Annotated in this window: 21 protein-coding genes and 1 pseudogene; 13 read left to right on the plus strand and 9 right to left on the minus strand. The window is 71.3% G+C overall.

Annotated features, from left to right (window positions below):
• Positions 1-17 precede the first annotated feature (17 nt).
• A complete protein-coding gene (locus ACWDEN_RS20470) occupies positions 18-1,010 on the plus strand; it encodes an ATP-binding protein (RefSeq protein WP_351618639.1) in 993 nt (330 codons plus the stop codon).
• Positions 1,011-1,111: 101 nt separating this feature from the next.
• On the opposite strand, the gene ACWDEN_RS20475 is transcribed toward ACWDEN_RS20470, so the two are convergent.
• Positions 1,112-2,377, minus strand: coding sequence for a hypothetical protein (locus tag ACWDEN_RS20475; RefSeq protein WP_450859823.1), 1,266 nt, complete (start codon positions 2,375-2,377; stop codon positions 1,112-1,114).
• 264 nt (positions 2,378-2,641) lie between these two features.
• Here ACWDEN_RS20475 and ACWDEN_RS20480 point away from each other — a divergent pair, with 264 nt between their 5' ends.
• The 6 genes from ACWDEN_RS20480 to ACWDEN_RS20505 all read left to right on the plus strand — a co-directional run bounded on the left by ACWDEN_RS20480 (position 2,642) and on the right by ACWDEN_RS20505 (position 10,766).
• Positions 2,642-5,170 carry a SulP family inorganic anion transporter gene (locus tag ACWDEN_RS20480; protein WP_450859824.1) on the plus strand — a complete coding sequence of 843 codons (2,529 nt, stop codon included), beginning with the start codon at positions 2,642-2,644 and terminating at the stop codon, positions 5,168-5,170.
• A 116-nt stretch (positions 5,171-5,286) separates the two neighbouring features.
• The gene (gene acs, locus ACWDEN_RS20485; RefSeq protein WP_351618647.1) at positions 5,287-7,242 is read left to right on the plus strand and encodes an acetate--CoA ligase; all 1,956 of its coding nucleotides are present in this window, start codon (positions 5,287-5,289) and stop codon (positions 7,240-7,242) included.
• Positions 7,243-7,428: 186 nt separating this feature from the next.
• Complete coding sequence (gene nhaA / locus ACWDEN_RS20490) at positions 7,429-8,871, plus strand: Na+/H+ antiporter NhaA (RefSeq protein ID WP_450859825.1); 1,443 nt, start codon at positions 7,429-7,431, stop codon at positions 8,869-8,871.
• Positions 8,872-9,010: 139 nt separating this feature from the next.
• Positions 9,011-9,499: a phage holin family protein gene (locus tag ACWDEN_RS20495; RefSeq protein ID WP_351618652.1), complete on the plus strand. Its 489-nt coding sequence runs from the start codon at positions 9,011-9,013 to the stop codon at positions 9,497-9,499.
• Positions 9,496-10,416 carry an alpha/beta fold hydrolase gene (locus ACWDEN_RS20500; RefSeq protein WP_351618655.1) on the plus strand — a complete coding sequence of 307 codons (921 nt, stop codon included), beginning with the start codon at positions 9,496-9,498 and terminating at the stop codon, positions 10,414-10,416. The genes ACWDEN_RS20495 and ACWDEN_RS20500 overlap by 4 nt, the downstream gene beginning before the upstream one ends.
• A gap of 170 nt (positions 10,417-10,586) precedes the next feature.
• Entirely contained in the window at positions 10,587-10,766 is a 180-nt protein-coding gene (locus tag ACWDEN_RS20505) for a hypothetical protein (RefSeq protein ID WP_351618658.1), read from the plus strand.
• A gap of 23 nt (positions 10,767-10,789) precedes the next feature.
• On the opposite strand, the gene ACWDEN_RS20510 is transcribed toward ACWDEN_RS20505, so the two are convergent.
• Genes ACWDEN_RS20510 through nth form a run of 3 tightly spaced genes read right to left on the minus strand, consistent with a single transcriptional unit; the run spans position 10,790 to position 13,798 of the window.
• On the minus strand, positions 10,790-11,989 hold the full coding sequence (locus ACWDEN_RS20510; RefSeq protein ID WP_351618661.1) for a MarP family serine protease: 1,200 nt from the start codon (positions 11,987-11,989) through the stop codon (positions 10,790-10,792).
• 12 nt (positions 11,990-12,001) lie between these two features.
• Complete coding sequence (locus ACWDEN_RS20515) at positions 12,002-12,697, minus strand: NUDIX hydrolase (RefSeq protein ID WP_351618664.1); 696 nt, start codon at positions 12,695-12,697, stop codon at positions 12,002-12,004.
• A 54-nt stretch (positions 12,698-12,751) separates the two neighbouring features.
• Positions 12,752-13,798 carry an endonuclease III gene (nth, locus tag ACWDEN_RS20520; protein ID WP_450859826.1) on the minus strand — a complete coding sequence of 349 codons (1,047 nt, stop codon included), beginning with the start codon at positions 13,796-13,798 and terminating at the stop codon, positions 12,752-12,754.
• Positions 13,799-14,074: 276 nt separating this feature from the next.
• Here nth and ACWDEN_RS20525 point away from each other — a divergent pair, with 276 nt between their 5' ends.
• From ACWDEN_RS20525 to ACWDEN_RS20540, 4 genes and pseudogenes are all read left to right on the plus strand, one after another.
• Complete coding sequence (locus ACWDEN_RS20525) at positions 14,075-14,749, plus strand: Crp/Fnr family transcriptional regulator (protein WP_351618669.1); 675 nt, start codon at positions 14,075-14,077, stop codon at positions 14,747-14,749.
• Between the two features lie 132 nt (positions 14,750-14,881).
• A complete protein-coding gene (locus ACWDEN_RS20530; protein ID WP_450859827.1) occupies positions 14,882-15,706 on the plus strand; it encodes a nucleotidyltransferase domain-containing protein in 825 nt (274 codons plus the stop codon).
• 124 nt (positions 15,707-15,830) lie between these two features.
• Positions 15,831-16,759 (plus strand): annotated as a pseudogene (gene sigJ, locus ACWDEN_RS20535) (RNA polymerase sigma factor SigJ).
• Positions 16,759-17,028 carry an SRPBCC family protein gene (locus ACWDEN_RS20540; RefSeq protein ID WP_450859884.1) on the plus strand — a complete coding sequence of 90 codons (270 nt, stop codon included), beginning with the start codon at positions 16,759-16,761 and terminating at the stop codon, positions 17,026-17,028. The pseudogene sigJ and the gene ACWDEN_RS20540 overlap by 1 nt, the downstream one beginning before the upstream one ends.
• Here the strand turns inward: ACWDEN_RS20540 and ACWDEN_RS20545 are convergent.
• From ACWDEN_RS20545 to ACWDEN_RS20560, 4 genes are all read right to left on the minus strand, one after another.
• Positions 17,025-17,855: an MBL fold metallo-hydrolase gene (locus ACWDEN_RS20545; protein ID WP_351618675.1), complete on the minus strand. Its 831-nt coding sequence runs from the start codon at positions 17,853-17,855 to the stop codon at positions 17,025-17,027. The genes ACWDEN_RS20540 and ACWDEN_RS20545 overlap by 4 nt on opposite strands.
• Complete coding sequence (locus ACWDEN_RS20550) at positions 17,852-18,745, minus strand: NUDIX hydrolase (protein ID WP_450859828.1); 894 nt, start codon at positions 18,743-18,745, stop codon at positions 17,852-17,854. The genes ACWDEN_RS20545 and ACWDEN_RS20550 overlap by 4 nt, the downstream gene beginning before the upstream one ends.
• 77 nt (positions 18,746-18,822) lie before the next feature.
• Positions 18,823-19,287, minus strand: a complete 465-nt coding sequence (locus ACWDEN_RS20555; protein WP_351618680.1) for a RidA family protein — start codon at positions 19,285-19,287, stop codon at positions 18,823-18,825.
• On the minus strand, positions 19,284-19,445 hold the full coding sequence (locus tag ACWDEN_RS20560; protein WP_003975360.1) for a DUF4177 domain-containing protein: 162 nt from the start codon (positions 19,443-19,445) through the stop codon (positions 19,284-19,286). Before ACWDEN_RS20560 ends, ACWDEN_RS20555 begins: the two co-directional genes overlap by 4 nt.
• 142 nt (positions 19,446-19,587) lie before the next feature.
• Here ACWDEN_RS20560 and ACWDEN_RS20565 point away from each other — a divergent pair, with 142 nt between their 5' ends.
• Together ACWDEN_RS20565 and ACWDEN_RS20570 are read left to right on the plus strand one after the other, a co-directional pair.
• A complete protein-coding gene (locus ACWDEN_RS20565) occupies positions 19,588-20,565 on the plus strand; it encodes an ArsA-related P-loop ATPase (RefSeq protein WP_450859829.1) in 978 nt (325 codons plus the stop codon).
• Positions 20,562-22,028 carry an ArsA family ATPase gene (locus tag ACWDEN_RS20570; protein ID WP_450859830.1) on the plus strand — a complete coding sequence of 489 codons (1,467 nt, stop codon included), beginning with the start codon at positions 20,562-20,564 and terminating at the stop codon, positions 22,026-22,028. Before ACWDEN_RS20565 ends, ACWDEN_RS20570 begins: the two co-directional genes overlap by 4 nt.
• A 492-nt stretch (positions 22,029-22,520) precedes the next feature.
• On the opposite strand, the gene wblA is transcribed toward ACWDEN_RS20570, so the two are convergent.
• Positions 22,521-22,859 carry a transcriptional regulator WblA gene (wblA, locus tag ACWDEN_RS20575; protein WP_063777071.1) on the minus strand — a complete coding sequence of 113 codons (339 nt, stop codon included), beginning with the start codon at positions 22,857-22,859 and terminating at the stop codon, positions 22,521-22,523.
• Between the last annotated feature and the right edge of the window lie 357 nt (positions 22,860-23,216).

Consider the following 23,216-nt stretch of genomic DNA (forward strand, 5'->3'; position numbering starts at 1 on the left):
GACTACGCTTGGTGAACATGAAAATTGCTTTCGTCGGGAAGGGCGGCAGCGGCAAGACCACGCTCTCCTCCCTCTTCATCCGCCACCTCGTGGCGGCCGGCGCCCCGGTGGTCGCCATCGACGCGGACATCAACCAGCACCTCGGGCCCGCACTCGGTCTCGACGAGGCGGAGGCCGCCGCGCTGCCCGCCATGGGCGAACGGCTGCCGCTGATCAAGGACCATCTGCGCGGCAGCAACCCGCGCATCGCCTCCGCCGCCACGATGATCAAGACGACCCCGCCCGGCGAGGGCTCGCGGCTGGTCCGGGTGCGGGAGCCGAATCCGGTCTACGACGCCTGCGCGCGGCCGGTGGAACTCGATGGCGGCGCCGTCCGTTTGATGGTCACGGGCCCCTTCACGGACGCCGACCTGGGGGTCGCCTGCTACCACTCCAAGACGGGAGCGGTGGAGCTGTTCCTGAACCACCTCGTCGACGGCCCCGACGAGTACGTGGTGGTCGACATGACCGCCGGTTCGGACTCCTTCGCCTCCGGCATGTTCACCCGCTTCGACATGACGTTCCTCGTCGCCGAGCCGACCCGGAAGGGGGTCTCCGTCTATCGCCAGTACAAGGAGTACGCCCGCGACTTCGGCGTGGCCCTGAAGGTCGTCGGCAACAAGATCCAGGAACAGGACGACATCGACTTCCTGCGCGCGGAGGTCGGGGACGACCTGCTCGTGACCTTCGGCCGCTCGGACTGGGTGCGCGCCATGGAGAAGGGCCGGCCGCCCCGTTTCGATCTGCTGGAGGAGGCCAACGCCCGCGCCCTGCACACCCTGCAAGCCGCCACCGACGCCACCTACGAGCTGCGGGACTGGGAGCGCTACACGCGCCAGATGGTGCACTTCCACCTGAAGAACGCCGAGGCGTGGGGCAACGAGCGGACCGGGGCCGATCTGGCGGCGCAGGTCGACCCCGCCTTCGTGCTCGGCGAAAGCCTCGGCACGGAGGTCACAACCGCCGTGTGACGCCTACGGCTTCGTGTGGCACTTGCGGCTTCGTGTGACGGCTAGGGCCTACGGGCGGCGCCTACGACCTACGGGTGACGCCTACGACCTACGGGTGACGCCTACCGCGTGACCGCCGGCGCCCCGGGCACGCCCTTGGGCGCCGGGGCCGGGCGGCCGGAGAGGAAGGTCGCCCAGCCCTGCCGGGGTACCTCACCCACCTCCAGGGTGCGCAGCCTCTCCAGGGTCTTCGGGTCCTGGGCGTCCAGCCAGTCGACCAGCTGATGGAAGGAGACACAACGCACGTCGGGCTTGTTGCACACCTCCCTCACGGTGTCCTCGACGGCACGCATGTAGGTGCCGCCGTTCCAGGACTCGAAGTGGTTGCCGATGATCAGCGGGGCGCGGTTGCCGTCGTAGGCCCGGTAGAAGCCCTTGATCAGGCCGTCTCGCATCTGGTCGCCCCAGTAGTCGAACTTGTCCGGGTCGCCCTGGGTCTTGGTGCCGGACTGGTTGACCATGAAGTTGTAGTCCATGGTCAGCTGCTCAAAGGTGTGCCCGGGGAAGGGCACCAGTTGCATCGACAGGTCCCACAGGCCGTCCTTCTTCTTGGGCCAGACCTGGTTGTTCACCCCGCTGGAGTCATAGCGGAAGCCCAGCTGGCGAGCCGCCTTCATGAAGTTCTTCTGGCCCTCCAGGCAGGGGGTGCGGGCGCCGATCAGCTCCTTGTCGTAGTCGAAGGGCAGCGGGGCCGACCCCTTCATGCCGGTGTTGGTCTTCCAGGTCTTCACGAACTGCTTGGCCTGGGCGATCTCGCTCTTCCACTCGTCCACCGACCAGGTGCCGACCCCGCCGTCGGGCCCGCAGAAGTGGCCATTGAAGTGCGTGCCGATCTCATTGCCCTCGAGCCAGGCCAGCCGGGCCTGCTTGACGGTGTCGGCGATGCCCTTCTCGTCGTTGAAGCCGATGTCGGAGCTGCCCGGCTCATGCTGCGGCGGCTTGTACAGCTCGCGCTTCTCCTTCGGCAGCATGTACACACCGCTGAGGAAGTACGTCATGGTCGCGTGGTTCTCCTTGGCGACCTCGCGGAAGTGCGAGAACAGCTTCTGGCTGTCCTCGCCCGCGCCGTCCCAGGAGAACACGACGAACTGCGGGGGCTTCTGACCCGGCTTCAGCCGCTCGGGCCCGGGCAGATGCGGCTGAGAGCCGGTGTAGGCGGTGGATCCGTCACCGATCAGCCGGAGCACGCTCTGGGGCGCCGGGGCCGCCTTCTGCGGGCCGGGCGCTCCTTCCTTCGAACCGTGGGCGCCGGTCGCGCAACCGGCGAGCGACGAGGCACAGGCCGCGACGACCATGGCGCCGACGGCGATCCTCTGGGTGGCGGCCATGTTCCGCCCACCTTCTTCCTTCTCTCAGGCAAAGGCCGACGAGGGCCGTTTTCTGGTGATGTGCCGGGCTTGGACCGGCAGTGCGGCCAAGGTCGCATGAGCCCGAGAAGGAATTAGTACGACAAGCCGATCAAATGATTAGTTCACCCATGCAAGGGATTGACTGGTCCATTTGCCATGAAAAGTTATGTATGTCCTTTACGGAGGATTACGGTTCCTTTACCAAGCGTTGCTCCATCCCGCCGCCCCGGAGGAGACGGGACCATGTCTGCCTGCGCACCCCCGCACACCCAGCGCCCACACCCGGACCCGCACCCGCCGCACGGCCCACCGCCGAGCCGCCGGCCCCGCTTCCCCGTGGCGGGCGCCGACCTGTCGGCGGCCGTCGCGGTCTTCCTGATCGCTCTGCCCCTGTCCCTCGGCATCGCCCTGGCCACCGGTGCCCCGCTCCAGGGCGGCCTCGTCGCCGCCGCCGTGGGCGGAATCGTCGCCGGCCGGCTCGGCGGCTGCCCGCTCCAGGTCAGCGGCCCGGCCGCCGGACTCACGGTGGTCACCGCCGACCTGATCCACCGCTACGGCTGGCGGGCGACCTGCGGCATCACCGTCCTCGCCGGAGCCGCCCAACTCGGCCTCGGCTGCCTGCGGGTGGCACGCGGCGCGCTCGCGGTCAGCCCGGCGGTGGTGCACGGCATGCTCGCCGGTATCGGCATCACCATCGCCGTCGCCCAGCTGCACATCGTCCTCGGCGGCAGCCCCGACAGCTCCGTCCTCACCAACCTGCGGGCGCTGCCCGCGCAGCTGGCCCACCTGCATCCGGCCGCCGTCTCGATGAGCGCGCTGACGCTCGCCCTGCTGCTGGCCTGGCCACGCCTGCCCGGCCGCGCCGGCCGGATGCTCGGACGCGTACCGGCCGCCCTCGTCGCCGTCGCCGGGGCCACCGCCACGGCGGCCCTCACCGGCCTGGCCCTGCCCAGAGCCGACCTGCCGTCCTGGCGCAGTCACGCCCTGGCCGGGCTGCCCGAGGGCCCGGCGCTGGGCCTGGCCGCCGCCGTGCTCACCACCACCCTGGTGTGCAGCGTGCAGTCGCTGCTCGGCGCGGTGGCCGTGGACAAGCTGGTCGCGGCCCGACCCGACCCGCTCCCCCGGGCCGGCCGCTCCCACCTGGACCGGGAGCTGCTGGGCCAGGGCGCCGCCAACGTGGTCTCCGGGGCACTCGGCGGACTGCCGGTGGCCGGGGTGGCCGTGCGCAGTACCGCCAATGTGAACTCGGGTGCCGTGAGCCGGAACTCCACGATGCTGCACGGCGTTCTCGTAGTAGTCGCCGCGCTGCTGATGGTCCCGGCCCTGGAGGAGATCCCGCTCGCCTCCCTCGCCGCCCTGGTCATGGCCATCGGTATCCAGATGGTGTCCCTGCACCACATCCGCACGGTGACGCGCCACCGCGAAGTGCCGGTCTACGCCGCGACCACACTCGGCGTGGTGCTCCTCGGCGTCCTGCAGGGCGTGCTCCTCGGGGTCGCCGTGGCGGTCGCCGTCGCCCTGCACCGCCTCGCCCGCACCCGCATCACCCATGACGAGAAGGGGGAAGTCCATTACGTAAGGATCCGAGGTCAGTTGACCTTCCTCGCGGTGCCCCGGCTCAGCCGGTTCCTGCATCTCGTACCCCAAGGCGCCCACGCCGTCGTGGAGTTGGACGGTTCGTTCATGGACCACGCGGCGTACGAGTCACTGCAGGACTGGCGCAGCTACCACACCGCGCGCGGCGGTACGGCCGAACTGCCGGGTCGGCGCGGCGGAATCCGGACCGCCGAGCCGCCCCCGACCACCGAGCCGAGCCCAACCGCAAAGCAAACCGCGCCCACCGATGCGCCCCAGACCGCCGGGCCAACCCCGTACGCCGGACCGGCCCTTACCGCCGGGCCAACCCCGTACGCCGGACCGACCCCTGCCGCCACGCAGACCCCGCCTACCGGACCGAGCCCCTCCACTTCCACCGGGCCCGCCCCGTCCGCCGCCTGCCGGTGCCGGCCCTGGACGCCCTGGCGCACTCACCGGGCCTGCTTCCCGGAGGCCGTCGCCGCCCCCGACGGACGGGAGGCCGGACATGAACTGGTCAGTGGGATCGGCTCGTTCCAGCGCAACACCGCACCGCTGGTGCGGGAGGAGCTGGCGCGGCTCGCCCGGGAGGGCCAGCGGCCGGCGCAGCTCTTCCTCACCTGTGCGGACTCCCGGCTCGTCACGTCGATGATCACTGCCAGTGGTCCCGGCGACCTGTTCGTCGTCCGCAACATCGGCAACCTGGTGCCGATGCCGGGCGAGGAGCACGGCGACGAGTCGGTGGCGGCCGCCGTCGAGTACGCCGTGGACGTACTGAAGGTGCGGTCCATCACGGTGTGCGGGCACTCCGGGTGCGGGGCGATGCAGGCGCTGCTGAGCGCCGGGCCCGGGGGTACTGCGACGCCGCTGAGGCGGTGGCTCCGGCACGGCCTGCCGAGCCTGGCCCGGATGGCCGACGACCGGCGCACCCGGCCACGGCTGGCCGGGCGGGCACCAGCCGACGCGGTGGAGCAGCTGTGCCTGACCAACGTGGTCCAGCAGCTGGAGCACCTGCGGGCGCACGCCCCGGTGGCCCGGGCGTTGGCCGGGGGCCGGCTGGCGCTGCACGGGATGTACTTCCACGTGGGCGAGGCGCAGGCGTATCTGCTCGGTCGAAGCGGGACGGTGTTCGAGGACGTGAGAGAGGGCGGGAGAGAGGACGGGAGCGCTACGGAAGAGTTGCGCAGTCCGTTGTGAACGATCACCCCGAGACAGGTCTAAACCAATTTGGCCGCGGACTCTTGTCACCGGACCCCCGCGTCTGATGAGCTGTGGCCTGGGACACAACGGACACCCTTCGAAAGGGAGATGTCGTGAGTAACGAAAGCCTGGCCAACCTGCTCAAGGAAGAACGCAGGTTCGCGCCCCCCGCCGACCTGGCCGCGCATGCCAACGTCACCGCGGAGGCGTATGCACAGGCCAAGGCTGACAGGCTCGGCTTCTGGGCCGAGCAGGCCCGTCGGCTGACCTGGGCCAAGGAACCGACCGAGACGCTGGACTGGTCGAACCCGCCGTTCGCGAAGTGGTTCAAGGACGGCGAGTTGAACGTCGCCTACAACTGCGTGGACCGGCATGTGGAGGCAGGGCACGGGGACCGTGTCGCCATCCACTTCGAGGGCGAGCCCGGCGACAGCCGCTCGATCACCTACGCCGAGCTGAAGGACGAGGTCTCCAAGGCGGCCAACGCCCTGCTGGAGCTGGGCGTCCGCAAGGGCGACCGGATCGCCATCTACATGCCGATGATCCCGGAGACCGCGATCGCGATGCTGGCCTCGGCCCGGATCGGCGCCGCGCACTCGGTCGTCTTCGGCGGCTTCTCGGCGGACGCGCTCGCCACCCGCATCCAGGACGCGGACGCCAAGGTCGTCATCACCGCCGACGGCGGCTACCGGCGGGGCAAGCCGTCCGCCCTCAAGCCCGCCGTGGACGAGGCGATCGGCAAGGTCGACAACGTCGAGCACGTGCTCGTGGTGCGCCGTACCGGCCAGGACGTGGCGTGGACCGAGGGCCGGGACGTGTGGTGGCACGAGCTCGTCGAGCGGCAGTCCGCCGAGCACACCCCGGAGGCGTTCGAGGCGGAGCACCCGCTGTTCATCCTCTACACCTCCGGCACGACCGGGAAGCCGAAGGGCATCCTGCACACCTCCGGCGGCTACCTCACCCAGACGGCGTACACCCACTGGGCGGTCTTCGACCTCAAGCCGGAGACGGACGTGTACTGGTGCACGGCCGACGTCGGCTGGGTCACCGGCCACTCGTACATCGTGTACGGCCCACTGGCCAACGGCGCGACCCAGGTCATGTACGAGGGCACGCCGGACACCCCGCACCAGGGCCGGTTCTGGGAGATCGTGCAGAAGTACAAGGTCACGATCCTCTACACGGCGCCGACGGCGATCCGGACGTTCATGAAGTGGGGCGACGACATCCCCGCCAAGTTCGACCTGTCCTCCCTGCGCGTCCTCGGCTCGGTCGGCGAGCCCATCAACCCCGAGGCGTGGATCTGGTACCGCAAGAACATCGGCGCGGACGCCACGCCCGTGGTGGACACCTGGTGGCAGACCGAGACCGGCGCGATGATGATCTCGCCGCTGCCCGGCGTCACCACCGCCAAGCCCGGCTCCGCGCAGACGCCGTTGCCCGGCATCAGCGCGACCGTCGTCGACGACGAGGCGAACGAGGTGCCCGACGGCGGCGGTGGCTACCTGGTGCTGACCGAGCCGTGGCCGTCGATGCTGCGCACCATCTGGGGCGACGACCAGCGGTTCATCGACACCTACTGGTCCCGCTTCGAGGGCAGGTACTTCGCCGGTGACGGCGCGAAGAAGGACGACGACGGCGACATCTGGCTGCTGGGCCGGGTCGACGACGTGATGCTCGTGTCCGGGCACAACATCTCCACCACCGAGGTGGAGTCGGCGCTCGTCTCCCACCCCTCGGTCGCCGAGGCGGCCGTCGTCGGTGCCGCCGACGAGACCACCGGCCAGGCGATCGTCGCGTTCGTGATCCTGCGCGGTACGGCCGCGGAGACCGAGGCGCTCGTCGGCGAGCTGCGCGACCACGTGGGCGCCACGCTCGGCCCGATCGCCAAGCCCAAGCGGATCCTGCCGGTGGCCGAGCTGCCCAAGACCCGCTCCGGCAAGATCATGCGCCGTCTGCTGCGGGACGTGGCCGAGAACCGCCAGCTCGGTGACGTCACCACGCTGACCGACAGCACGGTCATGGACCTCATCCAGGCCAAGCTGCCTGCGGCGTCCAGCGAGGACTAGGCGCAACGACGGCAAGGGCGCCCGGTGATGACACCGGGCGCCCTTTTTCGTTCGTCTCACTAACCTCTGGCGTCAAAATACAGTAAAATGGCGACTTCAGGGTGTGCCGGGAAGTCTGGTCGGCGACGCCGTCGGCGACCCCGCGCGACGGCGTGATCATCGCCGTACGACCCGGAGGTCCCCGCCGTGGCCGCGCCCAGCACCCGTAAAGCCCCCCGGAAGGCACTCGGACGCCTCTCCCTGCCCGAGCGGGCCTTCGTCGTGGACGCGCTGCGGACCGAGACCGTCGGCGGTGTCCTGCTGCTGCTCGCCGCCGTGACGGCGCTGATCTGGGCGAACGTCCCCGCCCTGCACCACAGCTACGAGTCCGTCAGCCACTTCCGCCTCGGCCCCGGCGCGCTCGGCCTGGACCTCTCGGTGGCGCACTGGGCCGCCGACGGCCTCCTCGCGGTGTTCTTCTTCGTCGCCGGCATCGAGCTCAAGCGCGAGCTGGTCGCCGGGGACCTGCGCGACCCCGCAGCGGCCGTCCTGCCCGTGGTGGCCGCGCTGTGCGGCATGGCCGTACCCGCGCTCGTCTACACCCTCACCAACCTCACCGGGCACGGCTCGGCACAGGGCTGGGCGGTGCCCACCGCCACCGACATCGCCTTCGCGCTCGCCGTCCTAGCGGTCATCGGCACCTCCCTGCCCAGCACCCTGCGCGCCTTCCTGCTCACCCTCGCCGTGGTCGACGACCTCTTCGCGATCCTGATCATCGCGGTCTTCTTCACCGACCGGCTGAACTTCGCCGCGCTCGGCGGGGCCGCCGCCGCACTGGCGGTCTTCTGGCTGCTGCTGCGCAAGGGCGTACGCGGCTGGTACGTGTACGTGCCGCTCGCTGTGGTGATCTGGGCGCTGATGTACAACAGCGGCGTGCACGCGACCATCGCCGGTGTGGCGATGGGCCTGATGCTGCGCTGCACCACCCACGAGGGTGAGCAGCACTCGCCGGGAGAGCACATCGAGCACCTGGTGCGGCCCCTGTCCGCCGGGCTCGCCGTGCCGATGTTCGCGCTGTTCAGCGCCGGGGTGACGGTCTCCGGCGGGGCGCTCGGGGACTTGTTCACCAAGCCGGAGACGCTCGGCGTGGTGCTCGGGCTGCTCGTCGGCAAGGCACTCGGCATCTTCGGCGGCACCTGGCTGACCGTCCGCTTCACCCGCGCCTCCCTCAGCGAGGACCTCGCCTGGGCCGACGTCTTCGCGGTGGCCACCCTCGCCGGCATCGGCTTCACCGTCTCCCTGCTCATCGGCGAACTCGCCTTCGCCGGCGACGCCGTCCTCACCGACGAGGTCAAGGCGGCCGTCCTCACCGGATCGCTCCTCGCGGCGCTGTGCGCGACGGTGCTGCTGAAGATGCGCAACGCCCGGTACCGCAGGCTGTGCGAGGAGGAGGAGCGCGACGAGGACCTCGACGGCATCCCGGACGTCTACGAGCAGGACGAGCCGGCCTACCACCTGCGCATGGCCGAGATCCACGAGCGCAAGGCCGCCGAACACCGGCGGATCGCCGCCGAGAAGACCGCCGCGGCGCGCCACGGGCTTCAGGAAGTGCCGGGCGGGGCAGGCGAGGAGGACGACCGTCGGGCATGATCTGACGAGACGGTACAAAACAAGACGGCCACACGAGCGGGCCCGCCGGCCGCGTACGACAGCGCTACGACGGCAGTACGACAGCGGTACGACGGCACGGCACGCCCGCGGCACGAGAGACCTCGTAAGGGAGAACGCGATGAGCGCACCCGACGGCAGCCCGGTCGGCGCCGAACGCAGCATCGGCCAGCTGTTCGCCTCGGCGACGACCGAATTGTCGGCGCTGGTGCACGACGAGATCGCCCTGGCCAAGGCCCAGCTGAAGCAGGACGTGAGGCGCGGCGCGGTCAGCGGCGGCGCGTTCTCGATGGCGGGCATGGTGCTGCTGTTCTCCCTGCCGATGCTCAACTTCGCCCTCGCCTACGGCATCCGGACCTGGAGCGGCTGGAACCTGGCGATCTGCTTCGTGCTGTCCTTCGCGGCCAACGTGCTGGTCGCCGGTCTCCTCGCACTGATCGGCACAGTGTTCGCGAAGAAGGCCAAGAAGAGCCAGGGTCCGCAGAAGGTGGCCGCCTCGGTGAAGGAGACGGCGGGCGTGCTGCAGAACGCCAAGCCGCACCCGCGCGCGGAGCTGCCCGAGGACCGGGCCCCCGCGGCCATCGAGACTGTGGCACGCTCGTCGTCATGACGGACCCCGCCCCCTCGGTCGTACGGATCGAAGGTCCCTGGACCCACAAGGACGTCGCCGCCAACGGCGCGCGCTTCCACATCGCCGAGCTCGGCGACGGCCCCCTGGTCCTGCTGCTGCACGGCTTCCCGCAGTTCTGGTGGACCTGGCGGCACCAGCTGGTCGCGCTCGCGGACGCGGGCTACCGGGCGGTGGCGATGGACCTGCGGGGCGTCGGCGGCAGTGACCGCACGCCCCGCGGGTACGACCCGGCCAACCTCGCGCTCGACGTCACCGGCGTGATCCGCTCGCTCGGCGAACCGGACGCGGCGCTGGTCGGCCACGACCTGGGCGGCTATCTGGCGTGGACGGCGGCGGCGATGCGGCCCAAGCTCGTACGGCGGCTCGCGGTCGTCTCGATGCCGCATCCGCGGCGCTGGCGCGCGGCGATGCTGCGGGACGCCCGGCAGACGGCCGCCAACTCCTACATCTGGGGTTTCCAGCGGCCGTGGCTTCCGGAGCGTCAACTCGCCGCGGACGGCGGTGCCTTGGCGGGCCGGCTGATCCGGGAGTGGTCCGGGCCGCAGCCGCCGGAGGAGGCGGCGGTGGAGACCTATCAGCGGGCCATGTGCATCCCGTCGACGGCGCACTGCTCGATCGAGCCGTACCGCTGGCTGGTGCGCTCGCTGGCCCGCCCGGACGGCATCCAGTTCAACCGCAGGATGAAGCGGCCGGTGCGGGTGCCCACGCTCCATCTGCACGGCTCGCTGGACCCGGTGACACGTACCCGCAGCGCGGCGGGATCGGGCGAGTACGTCGAAGCGCCGTACCGCTGGCGCCTGTTCGACGGCCTCGGCCACTTCCCGCACGAGGAGGACCCCGCCGCCTTCTCCACGGAGCTCGTCAACTGGCTGAAGGATCCCGAGCCGGACCGGTGACGGTCACCCGTACCGGTGACGGACACCGGTGACCGTGCGGTGACGGTTCGATGCGTGGAGTATCCGGTTCCTGGACAGTTGTCCCTCGAACGGCCACATGCCTGCCGCATACGCCAATTGGGCGGCGCTCAGGCGGTTATCGACCTTCGGGCAGGGGCACACGTCGGGGTATGGGCTGGACGCACGACTACAGTGACGCACCCCGCAACCGCCGCTCCGCCGCCGGTGTGGGCGCGCCTCAGCGAGGCAACCCGCAACTCGCCGAAGGGGACCTCCGCGTGGGGATCCCGCGCATCCTGCGCCGCCGGGCCCGCTGGGTCTCGGTGCGTCTGCGCCACCCGCGCGGCTGAACGGCGCCCCGGCCGGCCGGGGCTCACAGTGCGCAGCTGTCCGTACCGACCTGCTCGTTCGCCGTACGTCCCCGCTGGATGTCGGGCTGGATCTCGTCCGCCGTGAGGGCGTAACCGGTCTGGGCGTCGTCGAGGGACTTGGCGAACACCACGCCGTAGACGTGGCCGTCCGGGGTGAGCAGCGGGCCGCCCGAGTTGCCCTGGCGGACGGTGGTGTACAGCGAGTAGACGTCGCGGCGGACGGTGCCGCGGTGGTAGATGTCCGGGCCGTTGGCCGTGATGCGCCCGCGCACGCGCGCGGCGCGCACGTCGTACGAGCCGTTCTCCGGGAAGCCCGCGACGATCGCGCCGTCGCCGCCGGCCGCGTCCTGCCCGGAGAACCGCAGGGCGCTCGCCTTCAGGTCGGGTACGTCGAGCACGGCGATGTCGCGCTTCCAGTCGTACAGGACCACCTTGGCGTCGTACTTGCGGCCCTCGCCGCCTATCTGCACGGTGGGCGCGTCGACGCCGCCCACGACGTGTGCGTTGGTCATGACCCGGCGGCCCGCGAAGACGAAGCCGGTGCCCTCCAGGACCTTGCCGCAGCTCTGGGCGGTGCCGGTGACCTTGACGATCGAGCGCTGGGCGCGCACGGCGACCGGGCTGTTCGCGAGGGCCGGGTCGGGCGGCTGGACGTCCTTGATCGGCTCGTTGGCGAACGGGCTGAAGACCTGCGGGAAGCCGTTCTGCGCGAGCACGGAGGAGAAGTCCGCGAACCAGGTGTCGGCCTGCGCGGGCAGCGCCCGGGAGACGCCGAGCAGCACCTTGGAGCCGCGGACCTCCCTGCCGAGCGTCGGCAGGGTGGTGCCGGCCAGGGCGGATCCGATCAGCCAGGCCACCAGCAGCATGGCGACGACGTTGACCAGGGCGCCGCCCGTGGCGTCCAGGGCGCGGGCCGGGGACCAGGTGATGTACCGGCGCAGCTTGTTGCCCAGGTGGGTGGTCAGGGCCTGGCCGACGGAGGCGCAGACGATGACGACGACCACGGCGACCACGGCGGCGGTGGTACCGACGTCCGCGTTGCCGGTCACGGCGTCCCAGATCACGGGCAGCGTGTACACGGCGACGAGGCCGCCGCCCAGGAACCCGATCACCGACAGGATGCCGACGACGAAGCCCTGGCGGTAGCCCACGACCGCGAACCAGACGGCCGCGACCAGCAACAGGATGTCCAGCACGTTCACGGGATCACCCTGTCATGACCGCCAGTCGAGTGGGACCTTCTTCTCTCGGTCCCAGGGGCGCTCCCAGCCCGCGAAATGCAGCAGGCGGTCGATCACCCCGGCCGTGAAACCCCACACCAGGGCCGATTCGACCAGAAATGCGGGGCCTCGATGGCCGCTGGGGTGGACGGTGGTGGCGCGGTTCGCGGGGTCCGTGAGATCCGCCACGGGGACCGTGAAGACCCGCGCCGTCTCGTTCGGATCGACGACGCCCACCGGGCTGGGCTCGCGCCACCAGCCGAGCACGGGCGTGACGACGAAACCGCTGACCGGGATGTACAGCGCGGGCAGCACACCGAAGAGCTGGACGCCGGAGGGGTCCAGGCCGGTCTCCTCCTCGGCCTCGCGCAGTGCGGCCCTGAGCGGCCCGTCGGTGTGCGGATCGCCGTCCCCGGGGTCGAGCGCGCCGCCGGGGAAGGACGGCTGACCGGCGTGCGAGCGCAGGGAGCCGGCGCGCTCCATCAGCAGCAGCTCCGGGCCGCGCTCGCCCTCGCCGAACAGGATCAGCACGGCCGACTTGCGGCCCGAGCCGTTCTCCGGCGGCAGGAAGCGGCTCAGCTGGAGCGGCTCGATGGTCTCGACGGCCCGCACCACGGGCGCCAGCCACTCGGGCAGCCCCTCCTTGCTGAGTGTCACCGCGCCGCCCCGCGTCTCACTGGCCCTCGCCATCGCCACCCCCGTCGCTCTGCCTGTCCAACGCACGGGGACCCCGAGATCGTTCCGTCACGCGGCCCCCAGTGGCGGGGCCGGCCTGCCGCCCGCGTCGAGGTAGGCCTGCGGGGGCTTCAGCCGCTGGCCGGGGAAGCCGCCCTTCTCGTACTTCAGGAGCTTGCTCGCCTTCTCCGGGTCGGTCTCGCCCTCGCCGTAGGCCGGGCAGAGCGGGGCGATCGGGCAGGCGCCGCAGGCGGGCTTGCGGGCGTGGCAGATACGGCGGCCGTGCCAGATCACATGGTGCGACAGGTCGGTCCACTCGCTCTTCGGGAACAGCGCGCCGACGGCCGCCTCGATCTTGTCCGGGTCGCTCTCCTCGGTCCACCGCCAGCGGCGCACGAGCCGCTGGAAGTGTGTGTCCACGGTGATTCCCGGTCGCCCGAAGGCGTTGCCGAGCACGACGAAGGCGGTCTTGCGGCCGACGCCGGGCAGCTTGACCAGGTCCTCCAGCCTGCCGGGCACCTCGCCGCCGAAGTCCTCCGCGAGGGCCTTGGAGAGCCCCATGACGGACTTGGTCTTCATCCGGAAGAACCCGCAGGGGCGCAGGATCTCCTCGACCTCCTCCGGGTTGGCGGCGGCCAGGTCCTCGGGGGTCGGGTACTTCGCGAAGAGCGCCGGGGTCGTCTGGTTGACGCGCAGGTCGGTGGTCTGGGCCGACAGCACCGTGGCGACCAGCAGCTGGAAGGGGTTGTCGAAGTCCAGCTCGGGGTGGGCGTACGGGTACACCTCGGCGAGCTCGCGGTTGATGCGGCGGGCGCGGCGGACCAGGGCGGTCCGGGACTCGTCCGCCGGCGGCTTCACGGCGACCTTCTTGACGGGCGCCGCCTTCTTCACGGCCACGGCCTTCCCCGTCGCCACGACCTTCTTGGCGGGGGCGACCTGCTTGACCGAGAGCGCCTTCTTCGCCGAGGCCGCCTTCTTGGCCGGCCCGGCTTTCTTGACCGGCGTGGCTTTCTTGGCCGAGGCCGCCTTCTTGCCCGGCGTCGCCTTCTTGCTCGGCGCGGCCTTTTTTGCCGTTTTTCCGGTTTTCTTACTGCCGCCGGAGCCCTGTTCGCCCACGGCGGAATCGCGACGTACTACCACCCGCTAAGCCCCCTTGGCCTGTGCTCTCACCGGCGATTTGGACACCCGGCCAGCCTAGAGCCCGGCACCGACATCCGCCCCGGACCCGGTGGATCGGCCCCCGATTGGACCCCTGACGCTTACCTCGGGACACCTGTGCGGCATCCTTGTGACAGATCACACTGTTTGGACCGTCCGGCAAAATGGGGAACACGGTCCCCTGGCACTCGGGGGAGCAAGATCCCCTGAGCAGGTCGACAAGGAGAGAACTCAGTGGACGACGTTCTGCGGCGCAACCCGCTCTTCGCGGCTCTCGACGACGAGCAGGCCGCGGAGCTTCGCGCCTCGATGAGTGAGGTGACCCTCGCACGCGGCGACTCCCTGTTCCACGAGGGCGACCCCGGGGACCGGCTGTACGTCGTCATCGAGGGCAAGGTCAAGCTGCACCGCACCTCCCCCGACGGCCGCGAGAACATGCTCGCCGTCGTCGGCCCCGGCGAGCTGATCGGCGAGCTGGCCCTCTTCGACCCGGGCCCCCGTACGGCGACCGCGACCGCCCTGACCGAGGTCAAGCTGCTCGGTCTCGGCCACGGCGACCTCCAGCCCTGGCTGAACGCCCGCCCCGAGGTGGCCGGCGCCCTGCTGCGCGCCGTCGCCCGCCGTCTGCGCAAGACCAACGACGCCATGTCCGACCTGGTCTTCTCCGACGTCCCCGGCCGCGTGGCGCGCGCCCTGCTGGACCTCTCCCGCCGCTTCGGCGTGCAGTCCGAGGAGGGCATCCACGTCGTCCACGACCTCACCCAGGAGGAGCTGGCCCAGCTGGTCGGCGCCTCGCGCGAGACCGTGAACAAGGCCCTGGCGGACTTCGCCCAGCGCGGGTGGCTCCGCCTGGAGGCGCGGGCGGTCATCCTGCTGGACGTGGAGAGGCTGGCCAAGCGCTCGCGCTGACGCCAGGCCGTACGACCCCGGGGTCCGCTTCCCGCGAACCGGGCCCCGCTGTCGTTGCCGCGGATGGCTGCCGATGCCCGCCGCGCCGGAAAACGCGCCGCACAGCCGCCTCACAGACGGCATGGTTGCCCCATGGCTGAAACGATCCGCCGGCCCGGACTCGACGACCAGGGCTGCATCGCGCGCGAAGGCTCCCTCGCGCGCGTGCCCGGCGTTTTCCGCCCCGTCGTGGCCGTGGCGCGCGACGGGCTGCTGGAGCTCTTCGGGACCCGGCTGCACAGCGCCTACCTGTACGGGTCGATCCCGCGCGGCACCGCGCGGGAGGGCCTGAGCGACCTGGACCTGCTCGTCGCACTCCGGGACGTCCCGGCCGACGCCGACCGGGACGCCGTACGGGCGCTCGGTGAGGCGGTGGACAAGGAGTTCCCGCAGATCGACGGCGTCGGCACACTGCTGTACGGCAGGGACCGGCTGCTGAGCGACCTGGAGCGGTACGACCTCGGCTGGTTCGTCGCCTGTCTGTGCACCCCGCTGCTCGGTGAGGACCTCGCCGAGTACCTGCCGCGGTACCGCCCCGACTCCCTGCTCGCCCGCGAGACCAACGGCGACCTGGCACTGTGGCTGCCCCGCTGGCGGAAGCGGATCGCGGACGCCGAGGACACCGAGGAGGCCCGGCGCCCCCTCGTGCGCTTCATGTCCCGGCATCTCGTGCGCACCGGCTTCACCCTGGTCATGCCCCGCTGGAACGGCTGGACCAGCGATCTGCACGAGATGGCCGAGGTGTGCGGCACCTACTACCCCGAGCGGGCCGCACAGCTGCGTGCGGCGGCGCGGTACGGCCAGGAACCCGTCGGCGATTCGGAGCTGCTGCGGTCGTACGTGGACGACCTCGGACCCTGGCTCGCCGACGAGTACGCGCGCGTGCACGGCGTGAAAGCCCCGCGACCGGAGGAGTGACGCCGAAGGACGGACGAAGGACCACCCGAGGCCCTGCTGTGAGGCGAGTCACAGCGCGGGACTGTCACGTGGTGCCGATCCCGAGTGCCTCAGTGCCGTCCGACGAGAGGAGCCGGGGCTGCCCCTGGCCGAGGACGCCTTCACCGAGCACCGTCCGCTGCTGTCCACCATCGCCTACGAGATGCTGGGCAGCGCCGCCGACGCCGAGGACGTGCTGCAGGAGAGCTACCTGCGCCGGCGGGAGGTCGATCCGGCCACGGTCGGCCACGCGCGCGCGTACCTGGTCCGTACGGTGACCCGGCAGGCACTCAACCACCTGTGCGCGGTCAGGACCCGGCGCGACGAGTACGTCGGCGCGTGGCTGCCGGAGCCGATCCGCACGCAGCCCGAGGTCGGCGAGGACGTCGTTCTGGCCGAGTCGGTGTCGACGGCCGTGCTGCTGGTCCTGGAGACGCTGAACCCGACCGAACGCGCGGTGTTCGTCCTGCACGACGTGTTCGGCTACCCCCACGGTGAGATCGCCGCAGCGATCGGCAAGGCCGAGGGCACCGTCCGGCAGATCGCGCACCGCGCGCGGCCACGTCCACGCGCGGCGCCGCCGCTTCGAGCCCGACTCCGCCGCCACCGGGGAGATCGTCGAGCGGTTTCTGCGGTCGGCCGCGGGCGGTGACGTGCAGGCACTGATGGATTTACTCGCGCCCGATGTCGTGGTGATCTCCGACGGCGGCGGAAAAGCCGTCGCCGCCCGCCGTCCGGTCACCGGTCCCGAGGACGTCGCCCGGTTCGTCCTCGGCGTGTACCGCACCGGCGCGGCGGCCGCCCGGGTGGAACCGGCCCGCTACAACGGCATGCCCGCGGCCCGGTTCCCTCACCGGCGGCGCGCTGGACTGGCTGGTGGCGTTCGAGATCCGGGATGGACGGATCACCGGCCTGTACGGCATCCGCAACCCGGACAAGCTGGATCGCGCCGACGTGGTGCGCCCGCTCGGCAGAGGAGCACGCGACACAGGAGCACCTACGGCGTCGGCGCGATCCGCAGCCACCTGTGGCTGATCGGCTGGTTCCGGGAGCGCATCACCCGATACGAGCCGCCGTACGTCACGGAGTACATCGTGGAGCGCAGCGTGCCGCCCGCCCGGCACGAGCTCGGCCGTATGACGTTCACCGAGGCGGACGGCGGCACCCTGGTCCGGTGGACCACCCGGGCGGAGATCCCGCTGCCCCTGCTCGGCCCCGCCCTCACCCGGTTCCTGGCCCGCCCGGTGATCACGCGCACCTTCGGCAACATCCTCGACGCCGCCGAGAAGGCGCTCGCCGGCTAGATCAGGCCGTGCTCTCCCAGGTAGTCCAGCTGGGCCCGTACCGACAGCTCCGCCGCAGGCCACAGCGAGCGGTCCACGTCGGCGTACACGTGGGCGACGACCTGGGCCGGGGTGCGGTAGCCGTCCTCGACCGCCGTCTCCACCTGGGCGAGCCGGTGGGCGCGGTGGGCGAGGTAGAACTCGACGGCTCCCTGGGCGTCCTCCAGGACCGGCCCGTGGCCCGGCAGGACGGTGTGCACGCCGTCGTCCACGGTCAGGGACCGCAGCCGGCGCAGGGAGTCCAGATAGTCACCCAGACGGCCGTCCGGGTGCGCCACGACCGTCGTACCGCGCCCCAGGATGGTGTCACCGGTCAGTACGGCCCGGTCGGCCGGGAGATGGAAGCACAGCGAGTCCGCGGTGTGCCCGGGCGTCGGTACGACCCTCAGCTCCAGGCCGCCCACAGTGATCACGTCACCGGCGGCCAGGCCCTCATCACCCAGGCGCAGCGCCGGATCGAGGGCACGCACGCGCGTGCCGGTCAGTTCCGCGAACCGGGCGGCGCCCTCGGCGTGGTCGGGGTGGCCGTGGGTGAGCAGGGTGAGGGCTATGCGCCTGCCGGCCTTCTCGGCGGTGTCGACGACGGTACGCAGATGGCCCTCGTCCAGCGGGCCCGGGTCGATCACCACGGCGAGATCGGAGTCGGGCTCGGCGACGATCCAGGTGTTGGTGCCGTCCAGGGTCATCGCGGAGGCGTTGGGCGCGAGGACGTTGACGGCCCGTTCGGTGGCGGGGCCGGACAGCACGTGGCCGCGGGGCTGGCCCGGCAGCGTGCTTGCGTCGGTCATGCGGGGCCTCCACCCGTCGTCTCGGCCGTCGTCGGAGCCGTCGGAATGTGCTTCGTGAACTCCTCGTGCCCCGGCCAGGACAGGACAATCTCGCCGTCCTGGAGGCGGGCGCGGGCCAGCACCGGTGTCATGTCGCGTCCGGGGGCCGCCGCGAGCGTCTCGGCGGCGGTGGCGTACGGCAGCAGCTGGCGCAGGGTGGCGATGGTGGGCGGCATCATCAGCAGCTCGCCCTTGTCGTAGCGGGCGGCGGCCTCCGCGGGGCGGATCCACACCGTGCGGTCGGCCTCCGTGGAGGCGTTCCGGGTGCGCTGGCCCTCGGGCAGGGCGGCCACGAAGAACCAGGTGTCGTAGCGGCGGGCCTCGAACTCCGGGGTGATCCAGCGGGTCCACGCGCCCAGCAGGTCCGAGCGCAGCACCAGACCGCGGCGGTGAAGGAACTCGGCGAAGGACAGCTCGCGCGCGACCAGCGCGGCCCGGTCCGCCTCCCAGTCCTCCCCGGTGGTGTCGCCGACGACCGACTCCGCGTCGGGGCCGGCGAGCAGGACGCCGGCCTCCTCGTACGTCTCCCGTACGGCCGCGCAGACGATCGCCTGGGCGCCCGGCTCGTCGACGCCGAGCCGCTCGGCCCACCACGCGCGCGTGGGGCCCGTCCAGCGCACCAGACGCTCGTCGTCGCGCGGGTCGACACCGCCCCCGGGATACGCGTACGCGCCTCCGGCGAAGGCCATGGAGGCGCGTCTGCGCAGCATGTGGACCGCGGGGCCGTCCGGTGTGTCCTTCAGGAGCAGCACCGTGGCCGCACGCCGGGGGGACACCGGGGTGAGGGCGCCGTCCGCGAGCGCGCGGATGCGGTCCGGCCACTCCGGGGGGTACCACTGACCGTTCGCCATGGGCGGAGGCTATCCCGTGTAGGGCGAATGTTCGAGAGGTGCCCGAGGTCAGAGGCGTTCCGGTGGGTTCCGGTGGGTCACTGGGCGAGTTCCACCTGGATCTCGACCTCCACCGGCGCGTCCAGCGGCAGCACCGCGACGCCGACCGCGCTGCGGGCGTGCACGCCCTTGTCGCCGAGGACCTCGCCGAGCAGTTCGCTGGCGCCGTTGACGACACCGGGCTGCCCGGTGAAGTCGGACGCCGAGGCGACGAACCCGAGGACCTTCACCACGCGCGCGATGCGGTCCAGGTCGCCGACCACGGACTTCACGGCGGCCAGCGCGTTCAGCGCGCAGGTGCGGGCCAGGTCCTTGGCCTCCTCCGCCGTGACCTCGGCGCCGACCTTGCCGGTGACCGGAAGCTTGCCCTCGACCATCGGCAGCTGGCCGGAGGTGTAGACGTACAGACCGGACTGCACGGCCGGCTGGTACGCGGCCAGCGGCGGTACGACCTCCGGCAGGGTCAGGCCCAGTTCGGCCAGCCTGGCCTCGACCGCGCTCATGCCTGCTTCTCCCGCTTCAGGTAGGCCACGAGCTGCTCGGGGTTGTTGGGCCCGGGCACGACCTGGACGAGCTCCCAGCCGTCCTCGCCCCAGGTGTCCAGAATCTGCTTCGTGGCATGGACGAGCAGCGGCACGGTTGCGTATTCCCACTTGGTCATGGGGCCGACTGTAGCCGCTGTGGCCGGTGGGGCAGGCGGCCGACCGCCGGCGGCGTTGTCCACAGGCCGGGCGGCCGGCTGTGACCTGCGTTATCCACAGCCTCCCGCGTGAGTGTCGAGCGGACTGGTTAGTCTCGAAGGCGTGAGCAGGCTCCAGGTCGTCAGCGGCAAGGGCGGGACCGGAAAGACGACGGTCGCCGCCGCACTGGCGCTGGCCCTCGCGACCGAGGGGAAGCGGACGCTTCTCGTGGAGGTCGAGGGCCGGCAGGGCATCGCCCAGCTCTTCGAGACGGAGGCGTTGCCGTACGAGGAGCGGAAGATCGCGGTCGCTCCCGGGGGCGGCGAGGTGTACGCCCTCGCCATAGACGCCGAACTGGCCCTTCTGGACTACCTCCAGATGTTCTACAAGCTGGGCGGCGCGGGCCGGGCCCTGAAGAAGCTCGGCGCGATCGACTTCGCCACCACCATCGCACCGGGCATCAGGGACGTCCTGCTCACCGGCAAGGCGTGCGAGGCCGTCCGCCGCAAGGACAGGAGCGGCCGGTTCGCGTACGACTACGTCGTCATGGACGCTCCGCCGACGGGCCGCATCACCCGCTTCCTGAACGTCAACGACGAGGTGGCGGGCCTGGCGAAGATCGGGCCCATACACAATCAGGCGCAGGCGGTGATGCGGGTGCTGAAGTCGCCGGAGACGTCAGTGCACCTGGTGACGCTGCTGGAGGAGATGCCGGTCCAGGAGACCTCCGACGGCATCGCCGAACTGCGCGCGGCACGGCTGCCGGTGGGCCGGGTCATCGTGAACATGGTCCGGCCGGAGGTGTTGGACGCGGCCGAACTGGAACTCGTACGGACCGTGGAGCGTTCCTCCGTTGCACAGGCGTTGTCGGCGGCCGGTCTGGGCGGGGCCCGGCGCGGCGGGAACGCGGAGAAGCTGGTGCACCCGCTGCTGGACCAGGCGGCGGAGTACGCCGAGCGGCACGCGCTGGAACAGGAGCAGCGCGCGGTCCTCGGCGAGCTGGGCCTGCCGCTGGGCGAACTGCCGCTGCTCGCGGAGGGCATGGACCTGGCGGGCCTGTACGAACTCGCCACCGAGCTGCGGAAGCAGGGGTTGACATGAGTCCGGACCCGGCCGAGGCACCGGAAGCACCCGACGCACCCGGGACAGCGCAGACGGCCGTGGGCCCGGCGAAGGCGGCGGGGCCGACGAAAGCCACGGGCCCGGCGAAGACCGCAGGACGGGAGAAGGCCGACAGGCCGGTGAAGGCCGGCGGGTGGGAGAAGGCCCACGGTCTCTCCCCCGCGCGCGTGCTGGACGTCGACCGGCTGCTGGACGACCCGAAGACCCGGATCGTGGTGTGCTGCGGCTCGGGCGGGGTCGGCAAGACGACGACCGCGGCGGCCCTCGGCCTGCGGGCGGCCGAGCGGGGCCGCAAGGTGGTCGTGCTGACCATCGACCCGGCCCGCCGGCTGGCCCAGTCGATGGGCATCGACTCCCTCGACAACGTCCCGCGCCGGGTGAAGGGCACCGAGGGCGAGGGCGAACTGCACGCCATGATGCTCGACATGAAGCGCACCTTCGACGAGGTCGTGGAGGCGCACGCGGACCCCGAGCGGGCGGCCACGATCCTGGCGAACCCCTTCTACCAGTCGCTCTCGGCGGGCTTCGCGGGCACGCAGGAGTACATGGCGATGGAGAAGCTGGGCCAGCTGCGCGCGAAGGACGAGTGGGACCTGATCGTCGTCGACACCCCGCCGTCCCGCTCGGCGCTGGACTTCCTGGACGCGCCGAAGCGGCTGGGCTCCTTCCTGGACGGCCGGCTGATCCGCCTCCTCACCGCCCCCGCCAAGCTCGGCGGACGCGCGGGCATGGCCTTCCTCAACGTCGGCATGTCGATGATGACCGGCACGCTCGGCAAGCTGCTGGGCGGTCAGCTGCTGAAGGACGTGCAGACGTTCGTGGCCGCGATGGACACCACCTTCGGCGGGTTCCGTACGCGCGCGGACGCCACGTACAAACTGCTCCAGGCGCCCGGGACGGCGTTTGTCGTGGTCGCGGCCCCGGAGCGGGACGCGTTGCGCGAGGCGGCGTACTTCGTGGAGCGGCTGGCCGCGGAGAAGATGCCGCTGGTGGGCCTGGTGCTGAACCGGGTCCATGGCAGCGGCGCCGGCCGGCTGTCGGCCGAGCGGGCGCTCGCCGCCGCCGAAAATCTTGAGGACTCCCGCATTGTGGATCAGGGGGGCGGGAAAGCTGGACTTCGTAACTCTCCCGACTCATACGGCAGTTCGCGATCTCCCGCATCCGAGGCCGCAACCGACACCCCGGCTTCCGAGGAAGGCTCCCCCGCCGATACGGAGCGCACCGTCGACCGGCTCACCGCGGGCCTGCTGCGACTGCACGCCGATCGCATGCAGCTGCTCTCGCGCGAACAGCGCACGCGTGACCGTTTCACCGCCCGTCACCCCGAGGTGGCGGTCGTCGAAGTAGCCGCGCTGCCCGGCGATGTCCACGACCTCGTCGGCCTGCGGGACATCGGCGCCCGGCTGGCTGCGGGCGCGACGGGGCGGACGGAGCTGCCGTAGCACGGCCAAGGCCCGACGGCTGCGGGGCCGCATGGCACCGGGCGTGGTGCACGGTCGTACGTGCGTGGGTGGCACACGCGCGGCCGGACGTGCACAAGGCGTGCACGGACAGCGGAACTACGCGTGCACGGACAGCGTGAGTCACCTGTGCGGACGGCGTGGGTGTGCGTACGCAGGAAGGGCGTCGGCGGCTCACGCACGAACGCGAGGCCGTGCCGGCCACCGGTTCAGCGGGCGAGGCACAAGGCGGACGGCACCACGAGTCCGGTCGTGGCTTCCCCAGGCGTAGGCCGGACCGGCGCTTCCCGCGCCCCGTCGTTCCCGTGCCGCTTCCCGCACCCCGGCGGCATGGATCCACTCGGCGTCCCCGGGCCTGTGCCCGACCCTGTTTTCCGTGGCGCGCGCCAGAAGTCTCCCGCGGCGTGTGCCAGAGCGGACCGGATCGGGGCCTTGTGCCCCAGGGATGTGCCGGAGGGAACGCCCTCCGCCTCCTCAGCTCACCGCCGCGTAGTTCTCGTACACCTCGTCGTTGTCGAGGGGCACGATGCCCGTCCCCCGCTCGTACTCCGAGCGGGCGGTCTCCAGGAGCCTGCGCCAGGAGGTCACGGTGGGCCGGCGGCGCAGCAGTGCGCGGCGCTCGCGCTCTGTCATGCCTCCCCACACGCCGAACTCGACGCGGTTGTCCAGCGCGTCGGCCAGGCATTCGGTGCGTACCGGACATCCGGTGCACACCGCCTTGGCCCTGTTCTGCGCTGCTCCCTGAACGAACAGTTCATCCGGATCGGTAGTGCGGCAGGCAGCCTGCGCACTCCAGTCGGTTACCCAGCCCATACCGGCGCCGTCCTCTCCCGAATCGAGGCTCCCCCACGGCGGCAGCGGCATATTCACCGCCGCCAGTTGAGGACGTTACGGAAGGTGGGCACAGCGCAACACCCCCTTCGGGCCCAATCTTGAATGGCCCGAACGGACTATGGGTTAACGGCAGATCACCCGCGGGAGTGAGCTGACGACATACGCGACCATCCCCGCAAACCGGGGCAGCTGTGGTGCGCCACAACGGGCGCCGGGTGACACACGAGGCGGATTCGGACACGTCCCCCTCAGGAGCCGGTCACGTCCCCGCGCCAAAAAACGGGCTACGCCCGGAACGATTCGGGGTCGCCGGACGTATTGATACGTGGCCGCACT

It is taken from the genome of Streptomyces sp. NPDC001153 (genome assembly GCF_053598315.1).

Excerpts from the sequence above, each read along its gene's own strand:
- ACWDEN_RS20470 (WP_351618639.1), top strand. The coding sequence starts at position 18 with ATGAAAATTGCTTTCGTCGGGAAGGGCGGCAGCGGCAAGACCACGCTC.
- ACWDEN_RS20475 (WP_450859823.1), bottom strand. The coding sequence starts at position 2,377 with ATGGCCGCCACCCAGAGGATCGCCGTCGGCGCCATGGTCGTCGCGGCC.
- ACWDEN_RS20480 (WP_450859824.1), top strand. The coding sequence starts at position 2,642 with ATGTCTGCCTGCGCACCCCCGCACACCCAGCGCCCACACCCGGACCCG.
- ACWDEN_RS20495 (WP_351618652.1), top strand. The coding sequence starts at position 9,011 with ATGAGCGCACCCGACGGCAGCCCGGTCGGCGCCGAACGCAGCATCGGC.
- ACWDEN_RS20500 (WP_351618655.1), top strand. The coding sequence starts at position 9,496 with ATGACGGACCCCGCCCCCTCGGTCGTACGGATCGAAGGTCCCTGGACC.
- ACWDEN_RS20505 (WP_351618658.1), top strand. The coding sequence starts at position 10,587 with ATGGGCTGGACGCACGACTACAGTGACGCACCCCGCAACCGCCGCTCC.
- ACWDEN_RS20515 (WP_351618664.1), bottom strand. The coding sequence starts at position 12,697 with ATGGCGAGGGCCAGTGAGACGCGGGGCGGCGCGGTGACACTCAGCAAG.
- ACWDEN_RS20530 (WP_450859827.1), top strand. The coding sequence starts at position 14,882 with ATGGCTGAAACGATCCGCCGGCCCGGACTCGACGACCAGGGCTGCATC.
- ACWDEN_RS20545 (WP_351618675.1), bottom strand. The coding sequence starts at position 17,855 with ATGACCGACGCAAGCACGCTGCCGGGCCAGCCCCGCGGCCACGTGCTG.
- ACWDEN_RS20550 (WP_450859828.1), bottom strand. The coding sequence starts at position 18,745 with ATGGCGAACGGTCAGTGGTACCCCCCGGAGTGGCCGGACCGCATCCGC.
- ACWDEN_RS20555 (WP_351618680.1), bottom strand. The coding sequence starts at position 19,287 with ATGAGCGCGGTCGAGGCCAGGCTGGCCGAACTGGGCCTGACCCTGCCG.
- ACWDEN_RS20560 (WP_003975360.1), bottom strand. The coding sequence starts at position 19,445 with ATGACCAAGTGGGAATACGCAACCGTGCCGCTGCTCGTCCATGCCACG.
- ACWDEN_RS20570 (WP_450859830.1), top strand. The coding sequence starts at position 20,562 with ATGAGTCCGGACCCGGCCGAGGCACCGGAAGCACCCGACGCACCCGGG.
- wblA (WP_063777071.1), bottom strand. The coding sequence starts at position 22,859 with ATGGGCTGGGTAACCGACTGGAGTGCGCAGGCTGCCTGCCGCACTACC.